General features: G+C 35.1%; 16 protein-coding genes and 2 pseudogenes. 6 read left to right on the top strand and 12 right to left on the bottom strand.

Features of this window, described 5'->3' with window-relative positions; all coding sequences use genetic code 11:
- Window positions 1–84: 84 nt before the first annotated feature.
- The 5 genes from CCY16_RS06190 to CCY16_RS05550 form a co-directional block, all read right to left on the bottom strand.
- Window positions 85–534, bottom strand: coding sequence for an efflux RND transporter permease subunit (locus tag CCY16_RS06190; protein WP_245800742.1), 450 nt, complete (start codon window positions 532–534; stop codon window positions 85–87).
- Between the two features lie 549 nt (window positions 535–1,083).
- The gene (locus CCY16_RS06680; RefSeq protein WP_281250507.1) at window positions 1,084–1,575 is read right to left on the bottom strand and encodes an efflux RND transporter permease subunit; all 492 of its coding nucleotides are present in this window, start codon (window positions 1,573–1,575) and stop codon (window positions 1,084–1,086) included.
- Window positions 1,576–1,688: 113 nt separating this feature from the next.
- Window positions 1,689–1,976, bottom strand: coding sequence for an efflux RND transporter permease subunit (locus tag CCY16_RS06675; protein WP_281250506.1), 288 nt, complete (start codon window positions 1,974–1,976; stop codon window positions 1,689–1,691).
- 81 nt (window positions 1,977–2,057) lie between these two features.
- Window positions 2,058–2,267: a hypothetical protein gene (locus CCY16_RS06180; RefSeq protein ID WP_245800741.1), complete on the bottom strand. Its 210-nt coding sequence runs from the start codon at window positions 2,265–2,267 to the stop codon at window positions 2,058–2,060.
- A gap of 455 nt (window positions 2,268–2,722) precedes the next feature.
- Window positions 2,723–2,884: a hypothetical protein gene (locus tag CCY16_RS05550; protein WP_179946040.1), complete on the bottom strand. Its 162-nt coding sequence runs from the start codon at window positions 2,882–2,884 to the stop codon at window positions 2,723–2,725.
- Between the two features lie 227 nt (window positions 2,885–3,111).
- Here CCY16_RS05550 and CCY16_RS02975 point away from each other — a divergent pair, with 227 nt between their 5' ends.
- Window positions 3,112–3,468 carry a hypothetical protein gene (locus CCY16_RS02975; protein WP_088414847.1) on the top strand — a complete coding sequence of 119 codons (357 nt, stop codon included), beginning with the start codon at window positions 3,112–3,114 and terminating at the stop codon, window positions 3,466–3,468.
- A gap of 19 nt (window positions 3,469–3,487) precedes the next feature.
- Here CCY16_RS02975 and putA read toward each other — a convergent pair whose 3' ends face one another.
- The 3 genes from putA to secB form a co-directional block, all read right to left on the bottom strand.
- Entirely contained in the window at window positions 3,488–6,628 is a 3,141-nt protein-coding gene (putA, locus tag CCY16_RS02970; protein WP_088414845.1) for a bifunctional proline dehydrogenase/L-glutamate gamma-semialdehyde dehydrogenase PutA, read from the bottom strand.
- A gap of 139 nt (window positions 6,629–6,767) precedes the next feature.
- On the bottom strand, window positions 6,768–9,371 hold the full coding sequence (acnA, locus tag CCY16_RS02965) for an aconitate hydratase AcnA (protein ID WP_088414843.1): 2,604 nt from the start codon (window positions 9,369–9,371) through the stop codon (window positions 6,768–6,770).
- A 158-nt stretch (window positions 9,372–9,529) separates the two neighbouring features.
- Window positions 9,530–10,033 (bottom strand): protein-export chaperone SecB, encoded by a 504-nt coding sequence (gene secB / locus CCY16_RS02960; RefSeq protein ID WP_088414841.1) that lies wholly within the window; start codon window positions 10,031–10,033, stop codon window positions 9,530–9,532.
- 159 nt (window positions 10,034–10,192) lie between these two features.
- Here secB and CCY16_RS02955 point away from each other — a divergent pair, with 159 nt between their 5' ends.
- The 3 genes from CCY16_RS02955 to CCY16_RS02945 are packed head-to-tail and all read left to right on the top strand — an operon-like array spanning window position 10,193 to window position 12,216.
- Complete coding sequence (locus CCY16_RS02955; RefSeq protein WP_088414839.1) at window positions 10,193–10,849, top strand: Tim44/TimA family putative adaptor protein; 657 nt, start codon at window positions 10,193–10,195, stop codon at window positions 10,847–10,849.
- A gap of 12 nt (window positions 10,850–10,861) precedes the next feature.
- Window positions 10,862–11,557 (top strand): DNA polymerase III subunit epsilon, encoded by a 696-nt coding sequence (gene dnaQ, locus CCY16_RS02950; RefSeq protein ID WP_088414837.1) that lies wholly within the window; start codon window positions 10,862–10,864, stop codon window positions 11,555–11,557.
- 44 nt (window positions 11,558–11,601) lie between these two features.
- Complete coding sequence (locus CCY16_RS02945) at window positions 11,602–12,216, top strand: SCO family protein (protein ID WP_088414835.1); 615 nt, start codon at window positions 11,602–11,604, stop codon at window positions 12,214–12,216.
- Between the two features lie 74 nt (window positions 12,217–12,290).
- Here the strand turns inward: CCY16_RS02945 and CCY16_RS02940 are convergent.
- Both CCY16_RS02940 and CCY16_RS02935 read right to left on the bottom strand, forming a co-directional pair.
- Window positions 12,291–13,118: pseudogene (locus CCY16_RS02940) on the bottom strand (Rpn family recombination-promoting nuclease/putative transposase).
- Window positions 13,119–13,660: 542 nt separating this feature from the next.
- Complete coding sequence (locus CCY16_RS02935) at window positions 13,661–13,960, bottom strand: ETC complex I subunit (protein WP_088414833.1); 300 nt, start codon at window positions 13,958–13,960, stop codon at window positions 13,661–13,663.
- A gap of 153 nt (window positions 13,961–14,113) precedes the next feature.
- On the opposite strand from CCY16_RS02935, the gene CCY16_RS02930 reads away from it, so the two are divergent.
- A complete protein-coding gene (locus CCY16_RS02930) occupies window positions 14,114–14,758 on the top strand; it encodes an alpha/beta hydrolase (RefSeq protein ID WP_088414851.1) in 645 nt (214 codons plus the stop codon).
- A 5-nt stretch (window positions 14,759–14,763) separates the two neighbouring features.
- Window positions 14,764–15,585, top strand: a complete 822-nt coding sequence (locus CCY16_RS02925) for an SDR family oxidoreductase (RefSeq protein ID WP_088414831.1) — start codon at window positions 14,764–14,766, stop codon at window positions 15,583–15,585.
- Window positions 15,586–16,070: 485 nt separating this feature from the next.
- On the opposite strand, the pseudogene CCY16_RS02915 reads toward CCY16_RS02925, so the two are convergent.
- Both CCY16_RS02915 and CCY16_RS06175 read right to left on the bottom strand, forming a co-directional pair.
- A pseudogene (locus tag CCY16_RS02915) lies at window positions 16,071–16,253 on the bottom strand (dihydrofolate reductase); the annotation flags it as partial.
- Between the two features lie 110 nt (window positions 16,254–16,363).
- Window positions 16,364–16,663, bottom strand: a complete 300-nt coding sequence (locus tag CCY16_RS06175) for a dihydropteroate synthase (RefSeq protein ID WP_245800740.1) — start codon at window positions 16,661–16,663, stop codon at window positions 16,364–16,366.
- Window positions 16,664–16,852 lie beyond the last annotated feature (189 nt).

Below are 16,852 nucleotides of genomic sequence, written 5' to 3'. Positions count from 1 at the left end.
TGTAATTGCCAATATAAAAGCCTTTAACAAAAAGGCTTTTGATTTTTGTTGATCTTCTCTATCACCTTTAAAGTCAATTTAAACTTACTTGTTCCAATCTCGAGCAATTGAATTTTGAATGAACTTAACCCTTTCATCAACTAAATGACCAGGGTCAACATCAGCAGAGATTGTTACTGTGCGTAATCCATTAATCCTACTCAGTTTATTTATCTTTTTTTCTGGAGCATATTTTACTATGTTGCTCATAGGGTACAGGCTGTTAGCCGTATTAATGAAAAGATTTTCCACAGTCTTCATGTTGCGATCCTTTTCAGGAAAGCAAAGTACAATGTCGATTTCTCTATCCAGGTTATTTGACCTATATTTTCCAATGAATACTCCATTTGTAATCATTTTTATAAAGTCGCCAATAGTTGCAACACTTACCCCAGAACTTGTAGCCTTATTTTTGTCAATACTCATGTTCCATTTTACTGCAGGTGTTGATCTGCTGTCTTGAATATTTACAAACCCTGATAAAGGTTGGTCCATAATTTTAGAATTTTCTCTGCTGCTAAATCCAAGCCAGACACGTCTCCGCTAAGATTAATTTGTATTGGCTTATCAGCCGATGGCCCTAACTTCTCTCCTTGGAGATCAATTATTACTCCTTTCATACCCTACACACTGCCTCTCATATCATCTAATATAACCTAACTTTGCGCCTAAAACGCCAATTCACAAGTTCCAATCGAATTCTGGCAACAACACTATCACCAAATAATCCTGACTTAGCATAGAAAACTCTAACTTCCTTCTTCATATTTAAAAAGCACGATCCCCTACTTTTCTAAGTACCAGATCTCGTTCTTTGGTTGATAAGCTTTCTTTTGCTTTAACACTAATTAAGATATTGTCTGAGTCCACCTTCGAAAAAAACTTTACTCCAGGGCCAAAGGTAAAGTACAACACACTAAACGAAAATAAAACTAATACACAGCACACACAAATTTTTTAGGATGGTCTAAACTTTCTCTAATATGAGTATGTAAGCTCTTATTACAGGTCCAGTATTCTTTATCTCACCACTTTCTATTGCATTCATTTTTTCAACTTCCTCTTTTGAAGCCCTGAAGGCTTGTCAAACATTGAACTAAGTATTGGTATGAAAACCAAAGCCATAATGAGCGAACCAGCCAGAGTTAGAATTATTGTAATTGGTATACACTGCATAAACTTACCGACTGCATTAGGCCACAATAGTAGAGGAAAAAACACTGCTAATTTTGTCAAAGTTGATGATAGAACTGGGCAGAACATATTATGGACTGCGGTATGAAAGGCTTCTACTTTGTCCATTCCACAGATCATCTTTCTACCAGCATATTCGTTGACTACAATTGCATCATCAACTAGCATACCAATCGCCATAATTAAACTAAAAAGTACGATAATATTTAAAGTTATGCTCATGAAGTAAAGGGCTATTATTCCAATAAGAAAAGAGCCAGGTATCGAAAGTGCTACAAGGATAGCAATCCTTGTTCCCATAGAGAATATTATTACGATCGATATCAACAATACGGCAAATATTATGCAGTTTTCCGGTCATCCAATACTACGGACATCTTTGACTGGTCGTTTAAATACACCACTTTTAGATTTTTAGGCAGCTGGTCTCGTGCCTTATCCACTAAGTATTTTACTTAATTTACTGTATCTATTATGTTTTTTCCATTACGTTTTGAAATTTCTAATACTATACTAGACAGCCCATTGATATGAGCAAATTCTTTGTGGTCTTCAAATCTAGGGTACACTTTTGCTATGTTCTTTATTTTCAAAACTGCATTACCTTGAGACCTGATAAGAATGTTCATAATATCTTCTACGTCTTTTAATAACCCTGATATTCTAATCGAGAATTTGCTTGTATCGTTGTCAAGTGAGCCAGCTTCTACTAGTTTAGTATTGCTTGATATAGCATAAAATATTTCATCTGATTGAATGGTGTATTTTGTTAGGGCTGTAGATTCAACTATTACTTCTACTATTTCCTTACGCTACCTGCCATTTCAACTTTGAGAACACTTGGCGGAGATTTCTATTTCTTTTTTCAAATTATGCGCTACCTCAGTTAAAGTCCTCTCTGGTGAATTACTAATTAATCCAACATTTAGTATAGGAAATAAGCTTAAATTTATTTCGCTGATTATCGGAGGCCCTACTTCAACAAGTAGCTTCGATTTTATGTTCGAAAATTTTGAATGAACATTATCTAGCACTTCCTTATTACTATACTCTGTGCCAAATTTAAGTATTATATGTGCACCATCACTAGTTGCTAGGGCTTTTATTCCTCAACTCCTTCTATAGACCTCAGTTCATTTTCTATTGGAATAGCTAATAACTTCTCACTATCTTCAACGGAAATCCCAGGGAGTCTGACGAACACACTGATATAGAAATTTGTATGTCAGGGTTGCTTTCTCTTGGCATTTTTATATAGGCGTATGAACCAAAAATAAAAATTACTATAAGCAACAATATTACCGTCCTATTCCTCTCTATAAGTAAGCTTTTCATATTGATATTTTATTGAACATACATACTTTTGTACAACATTATAGCCGAGATACATTATATATTAATTAACTCTTATATAATCTTTAAAATATTAATATTAGATATTAAAATTATCACAAAATTACAATTACAAAAGAAGCTTCGCACAGTAATACTAGAACAGTATTTGATGGATTATTATGGTGGCAATTTCAAGCATAACAAAAGGCAAAAGTAAAGCAGTTAAGTCTGCTTTAGCTGGAGCTCTGTCAGCTTTAATATTTTTAACAGCAATCCATATTGCTGCAAAAATAGCCATTGTTATTTTCGCTGCCATAGTCACTCACTTACTGCTTTCACTAACTCATAAAATAATAGCTAAGAAATTCGAGCCTACTAAAACTCGTACTCCAAAAAAACAAAGTTCTAGGAGATGAGGTCTCAAAAGATGAAGGATATAACAGTGAAGGTGAAAAAAATAACATTGTAGTACCTGTAAAGAGCCCAGAAGAAACTGAAGCTAATTTAAAAGAGAAAATAATAAGAAAAAGGTCAGAGGAAGAAATGAAAAATGGATTACCTAAACATATGGAATACGAAGGTAATGCACTGCCTGAAAATACTGAAGCTAAAACTGATAGTTGCTCTATTAATTATATAAAAACTATGGTAGTACCTGATAGAATCGTCCTTTATATGCAAGATAGCGAGAAACAAAGTGCTAGCCAAGATGACACAGGTCAAACCCAATTTAAAGAAAACTACATGAACTTGATGCGATCTCTTCCTGAATATATAGATGCATGCGGTAATCTACTTTTACCGCTGCAAAGCAAACTTACTGATATGGAGCTTGAATTTGAAAGGTACGCAGGATACAAACCATCACCCCTAAGTCTAATGAATATTTCATCCTATTAAAGAGAAAGACATCTGTGAATCAATCCAAGCACATAAGTTTAGTGTTACCGCCAAATGCTGCAGTGTTTACACTTACAACTTTTTCTGTAGAAAAACGCTGCAAATAATGAGGACCTCCAGCTTTCGGTCCAGTGCCAGATAGTCCTCTACCGCCAAATGGTTGCACGCCAACTACTGCACCTACTTGATCGCGGTTGATGTACACATTTCCAACTGATATTTTTTTGCTTATTGAATCGATTTGATTTTGTATGCGGCTCTGCAAAGAAAAAGTAAGCCCATATCCTGTATTATTTATATCGCTTATAACTCCATTCAATTGTGACTTATTAAAACGTATGATATGCAAAATAGGGCCAAACACTTCTTGTTTTAATTGCGAAATCTTCTGTATCTCATAAATATATGGAGAAAAGAAATGACCGTTATGAGAATTTGTATCCATAGGCACCTTGGATAAAAGGCTTGAATCCCTATCTCCTGACATCTTCTCCGTATACTTAGTCAGCACATCAATAGATGCTTTGTCAATTATTGGACCAATATCAGTGCTAAGTTGTATCGGATCACCAACCTTTAACTCTTGAGCCGCATCACATATCATTTTTATCTGTTTTTCTGCTATATCTTCTTGAATAAATAGCACCCTAAGTGCAGAACAAAGTTGGCCAGCGCTGCGAAATGCAGAAAGCAGAACATCTACAGTCACTTGCTCCAAGAGAGCAGAGCTGTCAACAATCATAGCATTTAATCCGCCAGTTTCAGCAATAAATGGCACGATGGGACCATTCCTGCTAGCAAGCATTCTATTAATCATTTGAGCAGTTTGTGTTGAACCAGTAAAAGCTACACCAGAGATTCTATTATCTGGCACTAGTGTTTTACCTAAATATTGACCATCTCCTGGAATAAGATGCAGTACATCTTTTGGTATCCCAGCTTCGTGTAATATCTTAACAGCTTCATAGGCAATAATCGGCGTTTGCTCTGCTGGTTTTGCCAGTACTGCATTACCTGCTGCAAGTGCAGCTGAAACCTGCCCAATGAAGATAGCAAGTGGAAAATTCCATGGTGATATGCATAAAAAAACTCCTCTACCCTCAAAAAAGATGAAGTTATCTTCGCCTGTCGGGCCTTGCAGTTTTTTCCAATTATTCAGTTCATTTCTTGCTATTATCGCATAGTAACGCAAAAAGTCTACTGCTTCTCTTACTTCTGTTATTGCGTCGGATAGAACTTTCCCTGCTTCCACGATTAGAATGTAAATCAATTCTTTCATCTTTTCTTCAAGCAAATCTGCAGCTTTTTCAAGGTACCCAGTACGCTTTTCTGCTGAAACATTCTGCCACTTAATAAAAGCACTATGGGCTACTTCAAGAGCATTTAAAGCCTGATAGCCAGTTGTATTTGACACTTCCCCAATTACGTTTTCCAAGTGTGCTGGATTAACCACTTCGGTAAATTTAGCACTGTCAAACAGCGACTCTCCATTAATTATTGGTCCAACCTGCCATTTCCTCCCACTCAATTCTTTTATATCATTTGCAAATTGTGAAACTGTAACTGAATCGCCAATATCCATTCCTAAGGAGTTCTTTCTTTCCTCTCCAAAAATATCTTGTGGTAATGGAATGCTTGAGTGAGGTTCATACCCTAAGCTTTTAGCTTTTTCTAATGGATCTGAAACTAACTCTTCAATTTTAACATCAGAATCATTTATTTGATTGACAAATGAGCTATTAGCTCCGTTTTCAAGAAGGCGTCTAATAAGGTATGGCAATAAATCACTATGTTTACCAACCGGTGCATATATACGACAATTGATACTTGTTGCAAGTTCTGACATTGCATAATCATATAAATTCTTACCTATTCCGTGTAAGCGTTGGAACTCAAATCCAGGATGATTTTTATCAGCGAGCTCTACTATAGTAGCAAAAGTATAAGCATTATGAGTTCCAAAGCATGGATAAAAGTGACTTGTCTTACTCAAAAGTTTCCGCGCACAGGCAAGGTAGCATACATCAGTGTAGCTTTTTCTAGTAAATACTGGGTAACTACTTAACCCCAACTCTTGTGTGCGCTTGATTTCTGAGTCCCAATATGCTCCTTTCACAAGTCTTACCATAATTTTATGCTTTGATCGAATAGCAACATCTTCAACAAAGTCAAGAACAGACAAAGCACGTTTTTGATACGCTTGCACAGCTAAGCCAAGTCCTTCCCACTGTGAAAGTGACTCATCAAGACGCAATTGCTCGAATAAAACTAATGACATCTCAAGTCTTTCTGACTCTTCTGCATCTATACATAATGAAATATTATACTTTTTTGCTTCATGACAAAGTTCCAATACCTTAGTCCTCAGCTCTTCGGCTATATTACCGAATTGACAGAATTCATAACGTGGATGCAATGAAGAAAACTTGATTGAAATTCCATGTGACTTAAAACAATCGCTTGTGTCAGTGGATTCACCTATAGCTTTTATTGCATGCATATACGAGTTAAAATATTCTTCAGCATTCTCAGCTGTGTGAGCGGTTTCACCAAGTATACTAAAAGAGCATAAAAATTTGCTATGGCTATCCGACCTTACACTCTCCAATGCTTCTTCTATAGTTTCTCCAACAATAAAGTGCTTACCAAGCATCAGCATCGCTTGCTTCACTGCCTTGCGGATTATTGGCTCTCCAAAATTTTTGAGTAGTTTAGAAATTACGTGATAGAATTTCGGACCTTCTTCATTGCCTCTTAATACACTACTTCCTATCATCAAGCTCCATGTAGAAGCATTAACAAATAATGAAGAAGAACGCCCTAAGTGTTTACTCCATTCTTGATTGGCAATTTTATCTTTGATTAGCTCATCTATTGTATAATCATCTGGTATTCTAAGTAGTGACTCAGCAAGACACATTAGTGCTACTCCTTCGTCACTGGAAAGCGAATACTGCTGCATAAAAGAATCTATGACATCTAATTTGCTGCCTTTAATTTTTTCAACAACTTGTTTTGCAACATTGTAAATCCTATTTTTCGAATCAGCAGAAAGCTCTATTTTTTCTACAAGATAACGCGTATAGCTTTTTTCATCAGTACGATAAAACCCCTGCAAACGTTTTCTTAATTCGTTAGGTTCTTGTATAGAGCTGATCATATATAATTATCTACAAAACACCCTTTACCATATGTAAGGTAGAATTATACCATAACCTTGCGTAGAATAAATTATTATTTATATAAAGGGCTAGGATCGACTAAAAAAGTCTACTATCTACTGCGATAACTTCACTAAGTCAAGAGGACTGTGCAAGTATGTAACTTAACACTCCACCGCTCATTAAGTATTTCACCTCAGTTGCAGTTTGCACACAGCATTTTAGTTGAATTGATTGCTCCGAATTGTCTTTTCTTTTAATGATACATTCTAGATTCCCACTTGGTACTATTTCACCCTTTATGCTTATAATCTCACTACTATCAAATATCTTTCTGGTCACTCCGCCTTGAAATATAAGCGGAAGAACACCCATGCCGACCAAGTTTGATCTGTGTATGCGTTCGAAGCTTTCTGCAATCACAGCTTTAATTCCTAGCAACAAAGTACCCTTTGCTGCCCAATCTCTGCTTGAACCTGTGCCATATTCTTTCCCTGCAATAACAACCAATGGAACAGCTTCTTCTTTGTAACGCATTGCTGTGTCAAAAATTGACATAGTCTCTTGAGAAGGAATATGTTTTGTATAGCCGCCTTCATTGCTAATCATTTCGTTTTTTATTCTGATATTAGCAAAGGCCCCACGCATCATCACGTTGTGGTTACCACGACGAGACCCATATGAATTGAAATTCTGTGGTTCAATTCCAAGATTTTTTAAATATATACCTGCAGGACTATTTGAGGCAATATTTCCAGCGGGAGAAATGTGGTCTGTGGTTACACTATCACCAAACATTGCTAGTACTCGTGCATTTTTTATATCAACTACATTATCTTTATCATTTCCAGCTAATAAATCATCAAAATAAGGAGGATTCTGTATGTAAGTGCTTTTCGTGTCCCAGTTGTAAATTTCACTTCTCTCACACTTTATCTTTTGCCAATGTTCGTCACCAGAAAAAACATCCTTATACTTTTGTATGAACATCTCACACGTCACAATACTTTTAACACAGTCCTCAATTTCATTGTTCGTTGGCCATATATCTTTGAGATAGACGTTATTTCCATTTTTGTCTTTGCATATAGAATCTTTTGTTAGGTCAATCTGCACAGTACCTGCAAGTGCGTATACAATAACAAGTGGCGGAGATGCTAAGTAATTAGCCTTGACTAAAGGATGGATTCTCCCTTCAAAATTACGATTACCGGATAAAACCGCAGCAACGGTCAAATTTTTGTTTTTAATATCATCCTCTATATCTTTATTAAGTGGACCAGAATTTCCAATACAAGTTGTACAACCGTACCCAACCAAATTAAAGCCTAGAGTATTTAGATTTTTCTGTAATCCTGATTTTTCTAAATATTCTGTTACAACTTGTGATCCCGGGGCAAGAGAGGTTTTAACCCAAGGTTTTGATTTTATACCGAATTTTATTGCTTTACGGGCTATAAGACCAGCAGCAATCATCACACTTGGATTTGAGGTATTGGTGCAGCTTGTTATTGCAGCGATAACTACACTTCCGTTTTGAAGCTTATCATTTTCCTTTGATTCATCAACTGAAAATGATGTAGAAAAAGACTCTGCTACTTGTGAGAGAGAAACCTTATCCTGTGGTCTCTTGGGACCAGCCATCACTGGCTCTACGCCTGATAAGTCAAGCTCCAATATGTCAAAAAACGCTAATTCTTCACCGCTGCGCCACAGTCCTTGCTCTTTTGCATAGACTTCAACTAACTTGATTAACCCTTCTGGTCTTCCTGTTAAGCTTAAATAATCTAGTGTTTTCTGATCGATTGGAAAAAATCCACAGGTTGCACCATACTCTGGAGCCATGTTGGCTATAGTTGCTCTATCTGCCAAGGATAGGTAATCTAAACCATCACCATAAAATTCCACAAACTTACCAACAACGCCCTTTGCTCTTAAGATATTTGTGATTGTCAGTACCAGGTCAGTTGCAGTTACTCCCTCTGGAAGCCTTCCCATTAATTTAAATCCTACTATCTCTGGAATTACCATACTAATCGGTTGACCAATCATCACGGACTCAGCTTCTATTCCGCCAACACCCCAACCAAGGACCGATAGACCATTAACCATTGTAGTGTGGCTATCTGTACCTACTAAGGTGTCAGGATACACAACTCCACTTTCGTTACATACAACTTGCGCTAAATATTCGAGGTTCACTTGGTGACAAATTCCTGTACCAGGTGGCACTACTCTAAAATTTGTGAACGATGATTCTCCCCACTTTAAAAATTGATATCTCTCCAAATTTCTTTTTATTTCCAATTCAACGTTTTTACTAAATGCAGAAGTATTTCCATAACTATCTACTTGAACAGAATGGTCGATCACAAGATCAACAGGCACAGATGGATTGATTTTACTTGGATTACCCCCATTTTTTTTTACATAACTACGCATTGAGGCTAAATCAACAATGGCAGGAACTCCTGTAAAATCCTGCATCAATACTCTTGCTGGTTTATAGCTAATTTCGTGATTGACATGTTTCTTGACACAACCTGCTAGTGTTTTTATGTCATCTAACTTTACGTTCACTTCATCTTCATTACGCAATAAATTTTCAAGCAATACCTTGAGTGAACAAGGCAATTTGGTTAGATCTATTCCTAAAAATTTACTAGCAGCGTTAAGACTGAAGTAGCCGTATGACTTTCCGCTAACGTTTAAAGTTGTTTTTGAATTTAAAGAGTTATTCATCTTACATAACCATTATTTGAGTGAAAAGTATCTATTACCCACAATAATGTTATTCCGGTATCATGTACATGACTATATAAATTCTCCGTGTTGCATTAAAATAGCAAGTGTGCAGCGTTAACCACCTTTGACACTGGAATGACAAAAATAGCGTTGTATCAGTTAAAATTTTCATTACTAGCATTGCTTTTTTGTTGTTGACTTTGCTGTTCATACATGGCTTCAAAATCTATAGGATCTAGCATCAGTGGGGGAAATCCACCACTGCTTGTAACTCTTGCAATTACTTCTCGTGCGAAAGGGAAAAGAAAAGTAGGCCCGCCAATAAATAAGGCTCGATTTACCTCTTCTGCACTTAGCTCCGCAAAGTTTTCTACTGAAAAAATACCACAGTATTTTGTTTCACAGATGAAAGCAATACCATCTTTTATGTTTTCATCTTTTACCATCGCTTTAGCTTCTATATGCAAAGTAATTTCATGGAAAGATTTTTCTTCACTTTCCCCTTCTGTGCCTTCAGATCCTTCTAATTTCATTGAATTGACATTAACCATTACATCAATATTGGGGACTTCTTTTAGAGAAAGGAATGGTGAATTTGGGTTTTCAAGCGATAGATCTTTAACATATTGATTGTGAATTCTCATTTTTTGTTGTGACATTTCCTACGTCTCCCTATAATTAAGTTGAAGCATTTAATACTTTCTTGTACAATAAACCATTTACAAGCTAATAGCAAACCTAATTATAGATTAGTACAGGGTAAGCACATCTTCATTAATAATGTTAAGATATTTTGTATACTAAGGAGTTGAGTTACTATGATAGAACTCGTAATATATGCTTTACTAGCTGCATTCGTTTTTTCACGTTTATACAATTCTTTAGGAAGATCAACAAGCCTCAACCTAAAAAAACTGACTAGTGTACTGGATATAAGCCAAGTTAGAGAAGATGTAGTAGAGAATATTGAAGATTACATTGATAGCAACGATAAAGATCCAATAAAAGCTACTTACGAGCAAATATTACAAAAAAACAAAGATTTTTCCATTTCCCATTTTATGGAAGGTTCAGGCGTAGTTTTCGAATTAATAATAAAATATTTCAACCAAGGGAATTTATCTCAGTTAAAACCTCTCTTAGATAAAGACTTATATAATAACTTTGCAGGGAAGATTAAACAACGTAGAGAGATATACGAGTCTATAATTGTTTCTATCGTTTCACAAAAGATTTTAGAAATAAAGCTAGTAAAAAATGTAGTATTTATTGCAGTATATTTCCTTTCAGAACAAATTAATTTTGTCAAGAACGACAAGGGAGATGTCATATCAGGTAGCACATCCACTATCAATAAAGTTGAGGATGTATGGCAATTTAAAAAGAATGTTACTTCATCAAACCCAAGCTGGTTGCTTACTTCCATAAATTATAAAAAAGCAGGTGACGATAAAACGAACGGAAAGTATGATTAAATTTTATTTAACATGGAAAATAAATTACGCGAAATAGTACTTGATACTGAAACAACCGGCCTTGACATCGAATCCGGTCATCGCATTATTGAAATAGGATGTGTGGAATTAATCAATCGTATTCCAACAGGCAAAGTATTTCATAAATATCTTAATCCAGAAAGAGATATACCTTACCATTCATTTAAAATTCATGGCATTAGTGAAGAATTTTTAGAAGATAAACCATTATTTTCGGATGTTGTATTTGAATTTCTTGACTTCATATCTGGTGATATTTTGATAATTCACAACGCTGAATTTGATGTTAAGTTCCTTAACATGGAGTTAGGCAAGTTGAACGCTAGGTTAATTTCTTCAGATAGAGTGCTAGACACATTGCCACTTGCAAGAAAGAAGTTTGTAGGGTCACCCGCTTCTTTAAGTGCATTATGTAAGCGTTTCGATATATCATTAGAGAATAGAGAATTGCACGGAGCACTAACTGATGCTAAATTGCTTGCAAAGGTGTATGTTGAACTTACAGGAGGATTACAAACTTTTCTGTTTGACAATGAGTGCAAGCAAGATCATAACTCTGTATTCATTCAGCATAAAGTGCGTAACTTAACTTGCAGAGAACATTCACCAAGTAATGAAGAAATTAATGAACACAGGAAGTTGTTAGGTAAAATTGACAATCCACTTTGGAAAGAACGTATTGAATAAGTTAATTAATGAAGATATAATCTCATTTTATCCAAGGTGTTCCAATGATAAAGTTTGTAAGGTTATTATCTAGTATATTAGTAGCATTATCAGTCATTTTTCTCGGTTATTGTTATTTCACTAAAAAAGGTATATTTGCTCCAGCAGTAATTCACAACGCAGAAGTTAAAATAGGCGGAGATTTTTCTTTAATCAATCAAGATGGGAAGGTTATACGCAGTAATGATTTTAAAGATAAGTATATGATGATTTTCTTCGGGTTTTCTTCATGTAAAAAGATTTGTCCTATGAATCTTGGGATAATTTCAGAAACACTTGCAAAACTAGATGAGAAAACCAGTGACAAGCTACAAACATTTTTCATAACAGTTGACCCTGAATGCGATAGCACAGAAAAACTCAAAGAATTTCAGCGGCAATTTGACTATAGGATACAAATGTTAACTGGTGAAAGAAAAAAAATAGATGAAGTAATTGCAAATTATAAAGTATACACTAGCAAAGTTGGTGGAGAAGAGGGAATCAATCATTCTTCAATAATATATCTCATTGGTCCTGGGGGAAAGTATGTTGCGCACTTTGCAGCCGATCTAAATTCAGATGAAAGTCAATCGGATAAAATTGCAGCTGAGATTAAAAAATATATAAATGAACTGTAGATTTCTTCCGCCCGGAATGACATCACCTGCAAATCACAATTTCACGCAGATCAATTAGTGACTTCTTATTTGAGTTATGCAATTTCGGCTTGAGGAAGATTAGTAGACTCAGTTATTAACTTGATAGATATGCTAGCTTTAAGTAGATTTTTTGCAACTTCAATCTTTCCTTCGTTAAACTTTTGTTCAAGGCAAGAAAGATAATTATCATTATGTTTCTTAGCTTGATCACACGTAAACTGCTTTTCTTCACCCTAATTATATTTGTTCAATTCATTATAAGCTCTACCAATAATTACATCACTTCCTATTATTTTCTCTAGACTCCCTTCACTGCTCTCGCTTGCATACTTAAAGAAATAACACCACTTTTCAACTACATTTTCTAATTGGTCCTCTTTTGTTTTTGGAAATTTCAGTAATTCTATGAAAGTAAAACTAAAGTCCTTCAGATCATGTTCATAAGTAGTCTGACCAAGAGCAACGTAACCTGATTTGTAGGCTAATTTGTTAAGAAATAGAACAAAATCAGTAATAGCAATAAATATAACTCCTTTAAGATCTTGATATTGTTTACCTACATCAGCTTGACTTAAATAAGTTTTGGCAGCATAATATTGTGCGTGCTTTTAAAAGCCAGTGATTTTAGTGACCTGCATTTTGCAAATAAATTGAACACCTATAGAATCTCTATATAGTACATCAACAATACTCTCTTTTTTAGCGGCAATTCCAGGGTTTTGAACGTAACTTAAAAAGTTCACATCCTTTACTTCAGCTTCACCAGTGAGACCTAGAATATCATTAAAAAAATGAATGAGAATATCTTTATTTTTTTCAGTGCCAAAGATACGATGGAACGCGAAACTATTTTTCTGATCAAAAAACTTGGAGAAAACCATAGTAAACGCAATTAAGAAAATTATATACTACTCTGCACAAATATCCAACTTCTTTACGTTTGAAATCGTTATCTCATAGCTATTCCCAGAAGATAGGGTGTGCTCAATGGTGAAAAGTAGGCTTTTTTAAATCCTTCATAATGTTTCTTTCTACTACACTACTGAATAGATACAACTTTAAGAAATTTACTAAAGCGAAAAAAAGCAAAAGATATCTCGTGATAGATAGTATTTACTCTCTAATCCTGCAAATTGGCATATTACACTGTCCTAAACACTTTATAAGCGAGTTTCAACTTATATAGGTAAAAACCTAGAAATGTTGTGAAGGCATAAGGTACATATAGTGCAAAAAATTAAACATAAGACGCCAATTACGTAATACTTTGTCATTTAACTTGCACAGATTGAAGATAACTGAATACCTTTAGTGCTATAGGGCTGCAAGGTTTGTCAAGTAGTTTTTTTGCATTTCTGTGAGCTACCTGAATAACATCATTTTAGGAGTATCTGTAGAATCTAAGCTACTACACCAATAGAACTTACTTCGGTGTGAAATTACTCGCGTAAGATTTCGGACGTCTCTTAACATCTTTTGGCATTTCAACTATATATTTAATACTGCACTTTTCTGCATATAATACTGCTTTTTCAAGGGAATCAAATTTTAGCACAATCTGTTTTTTTGGGTTTTTTGAGCCAACCCACCCCATCAGAGGTTCAATATAGTAAGACTCAGGCTCAATTTTTAGATACCAAAAACGCGTATTGCCCAAACCAGACTGTGTTGCAGTTCTTGTTGGTTTATAAATCCTAAAAATTATTTTATCATCAATGCCCATAGTTCTTATTAAATAAACTGAAATATATCTCTAAATAAATCCTCGCACAAGTAATTAGCACGATTTACCTTGCTCTTTATAATTGCATCAATATAGTTTTTACAAATTAAAAAATCAGTGTTAAATAGGAGTATAGATACAAAAAGAAAAGAAATGATTGAACTTAAAGGTCCAGAAATTTGCACAGATGGAAGTAAGGAAAATTTGATTGTTTGTTTACATGGCCGGGGCTCAAGTGGCGATAACTTCGTTCATCTTGCTAAAGTTATGAGTAAGTCTTTACCCAATTCATGTTTTGTAGCACCCAATGCTCCGTCTAAAAGAGAAATAGGCAACGGTTACCAATGGTTCAGCTTAGAAGATCGCAGTGAAGAAGTATTATATAATGGAGTAAAGAATGCTGCATCGATAGTAAATCATTTTATTGACACAAAGTTAAAAGAGTTTAGCTTGAAAGATACACAACTTTCTTTAGTTGGGTTTTCTCAAGGAGCAATGCTTGCGATACATACAGCCCTTACCCGCCCTCAGTGTTGTGCATCAGTTGTTGCATATTCTGGTAAGTTTCTTTCACCTTCAAGAGTTGCATCTAAGATTAAATCAAGACCTAACGTGTGTGTTATCCATGGTGACGCTGACAATGTGGTACCTTTCTCTTTTCTTGACTTGACGGTAAAAGCCCTAAAAGAAAATGGGGTAAATGTTAAAGGACACCCAATTCGCGCACTGGGACATCTTATTAATAAAGAAGGAATAAAATTAGGTGTAGAATTTATTAAGAAAAATTTCAAAAAATAATTTCTATGCACTTATTTTGCTTTGGTTATGGATATGTAGCTAGGTTTCTATCAAAAAAATTACTAAGTCTAAGTTGGAAAGTTAGCGGCACTTCAAGAAATCAAGATGTACATAACACTCATTTCTTCAATTATGATAAAGTAAATAAGGATACGTTTCAAGACGTAACGCATGTTTTAATTTCCATTCCGCCAGATGGTGATGATGCGCTGGAGAGATATGGTCATTACTTTCAAAATACCAAATGGCTTGGCTATTTGTCTGCAACTAGTGTCTATGGTGATCATGCTGGTAACTGGGTTACAGAAGAATCTGAAACAAAACCTATAGAAAGCAGAGGAAAAAGCCGCCTTAGAGCCGAAAAAAAGTGGCTGAATAGTAAGTTACCTGTACACATTTTCCGCTTGGCTGGAATATACGGCCCTGGTAGAAACGTACTAGTTGATTTACAGCTTAATAAAGCAAGAAATGTACAAAAAGAAGGACATCTTTTTTCTCGTATTCACGTTGAAGACATATCAAATATCCTGTTCTCTTCCATGCAAAATATAAAACCTGGTGAAATATACAATTGTGCAGACGATTTACCTGCTACGCAATCTGAAGTGGTAGCATATGCAGCCGAGCTTTTGAATGTTAGCGTTCCAGAGCCAGTAGAGATTTCTTCTCTGCCTGATTATGCACAGAGTTTTTATTTGGGCTCGAAAAAAGTAAGTAATGTTAAAGTCAAAAGAGATCTTGGTATCTCTCTAGTTTATTTTAACTATAAGGTGGGATTGGAAAATCTAATTCTTAACCAACAAGTTCCTATAAAAAGAGGAGAATAAAAGTCCTTTTTCATCGACATCTTAATACTTTTCTCTTCTTCTGTAGTTGATGGATGAATAAGAAAGCAAATCCTTTGGCGCATCTCAAGAATTGCCATTGGTGTTTATTCTGCCCCTTCCCCCATAACTAAAACGGCAGATGTTGCCAGTGCATCAAGAAGATTGACTTGTATCACCTTAAGCGGTTGATTATAAAGATCAGGTTTGCCTATATAAGAATAAGCAGTTCAAACCTACACCAACCAAGAGCGGTAGCTGTAACTCCACGACGCATAGGTGTTACGTTACTATCTGTAATCAAGATACCAAGATATTTTATGCAATGTTTTGTCTTGAGATAGTTCTATATTGATACAGCCACTTTTTGAACATCTTTTTGATATAGAATGTACATTTCGTCACCATTTGACTCATCAATACCGGCAGATGGAATCAAGATCTCATCTTTAATTGTCAGGTAGAGATTGTAAGGATTGTGGTTTACATTTATTAAAACAAGAATTTAACTTGTTCCGAGAAAAAACAACAGGGATACGATCCTTTAATAAGCTTTGAGGTACTGTTTCAAATGTCTTTCTTCCCATAACAATGACTTGTTTGTCAGTTACCTGACAAAAATGCTTTAACTCACTTGGATAACACCAGAGCAATTCATTATTTACTCCCATCACCCCATCCTGTAAGGCATCTTGAGTTACAAAAATCGCATGTGATCATGCACATTATGTAATCAGAGGAAATCACCTTGTTTATAACATCGATTATGCAGAAATTGTTTCTAAATCTTGATTAAAGACAGGTTCTGTAGAAAAGGAAGAAATAAATGACTTCCTAGAATGACCACTAAAACTTTGCAGCCAAAATTTTGTAATGCCTCTATATTGGGTAAAATTGAGATATTCTGATATAGATATTTTCCAAAACCAATGTCAGGATCAATAATTATCGAACTTTTATCAAAATCTAGAGCCAGTAGTCTTTTAATGCTCTTCTCTGCCCAATTATTTATGGTATCAACTGGATCAGTGTCACCTGAAATAATTGTATCCTTATGTGGTGGTATGGAGAGCGAATGCATAATAACAATACCACATCTACTAGTTAGCAATTGCTTTTAAAATGTTATCATCTAGATCTTCTTTGATATCATTTATTCAGGTAATGTCGTAGTGTTCGAAAGTATTCAAAATAACATCTGGCCAGAAACTATTAATGCTGACTTTAATATTGTCAGCTTTCATATTAGGAGATCCAAGTCTTGTTGATT

The organism is Wolbachia endosymbiont of Wuchereria bancrofti, from assembly GCF_002204235.2.
In the GTDB taxonomy this organism is placed as follows: Bacteria; Pseudomonadota; Alphaproteobacteria; order Rickettsiales; family Anaplasmataceae; genus Wolbachia.
Note: the sequence above shows the minus strand (reverse complement) of the source record. Positions and strands in the feature narration are given on the sequence as shown.

Coding starts and splice junctions, on each gene's coding strand:
- CCY16_RS06190 (WP_245800742.1), bottom strand. CDS start 534: ATGGACCAACCTTTATCAGGGTTTGTAAATATTCAAGACAGCAGATCA.
- CCY16_RS05550 (WP_179946040.1), bottom strand. CDS start 2,884: ATGGCAGCGAAAATAACAATGGCTATTTTTGCAGCAATATGGATTGCT.
- CCY16_RS02975 (WP_088414847.1), top strand. CDS start 3,112: ATGAAAAATGGATTACCTAAACATATGGAATACGAAGGTAATGCACTG.
- putA (WP_088414845.1), bottom strand. CDS start 6,628: ATGATCAGCTCTATACAAGAACCTAACGAATTAAGAAAACGTTTGCAG.
- acnA (WP_088414843.1), bottom strand. CDS start 9,371: ATGAATAACTCTTTAAATTCAAAAACAACTTTAAACGTTAGCGGAAAG.
- secB (WP_088414841.1), bottom strand. CDS start 10,033: ATGTCACAACAAAAAATGAGAATTCACAATCAATATGTTAAAGATCTA.
- CCY16_RS02955 (WP_088414839.1), top strand. CDS start 10,193: ATGATAGAACTCGTAATATATGCTTTACTAGCTGCATTCGTTTTTTCA.
- dnaQ (WP_088414837.1), top strand. CDS start 10,862: ATGGAAAATAAATTACGCGAAATAGTACTTGATACTGAAACAACCGGC.
- CCY16_RS02945 (WP_088414835.1), top strand. CDS start 11,602: ATGATAAAGTTTGTAAGGTTATTATCTAGTATATTAGTAGCATTATCA.
- CCY16_RS02935 (WP_088414833.1), bottom strand. CDS start 13,960: ATGGGCATTGATGATAAAATAATTTTTAGGATTTATAAACCAACAAGA.
- CCY16_RS02930 (WP_088414851.1), top strand. CDS start 14,114: ATGATTGAACTTAAAGGTCCAGAAATTTGCACAGATGGAAGTAAGGAA.
- CCY16_RS02925 (WP_088414831.1), top strand. CDS start 14,764: ATGCACTTATTTTGCTTTGGTTATGGATATGTAGCTAGGTTTCTATCA.
- CCY16_RS06175 (WP_245800740.1), bottom strand. CDS start 16,663: ATGCATTCGCTCTCCATACCACCACATAAGGATACAATTATTTCAGGT.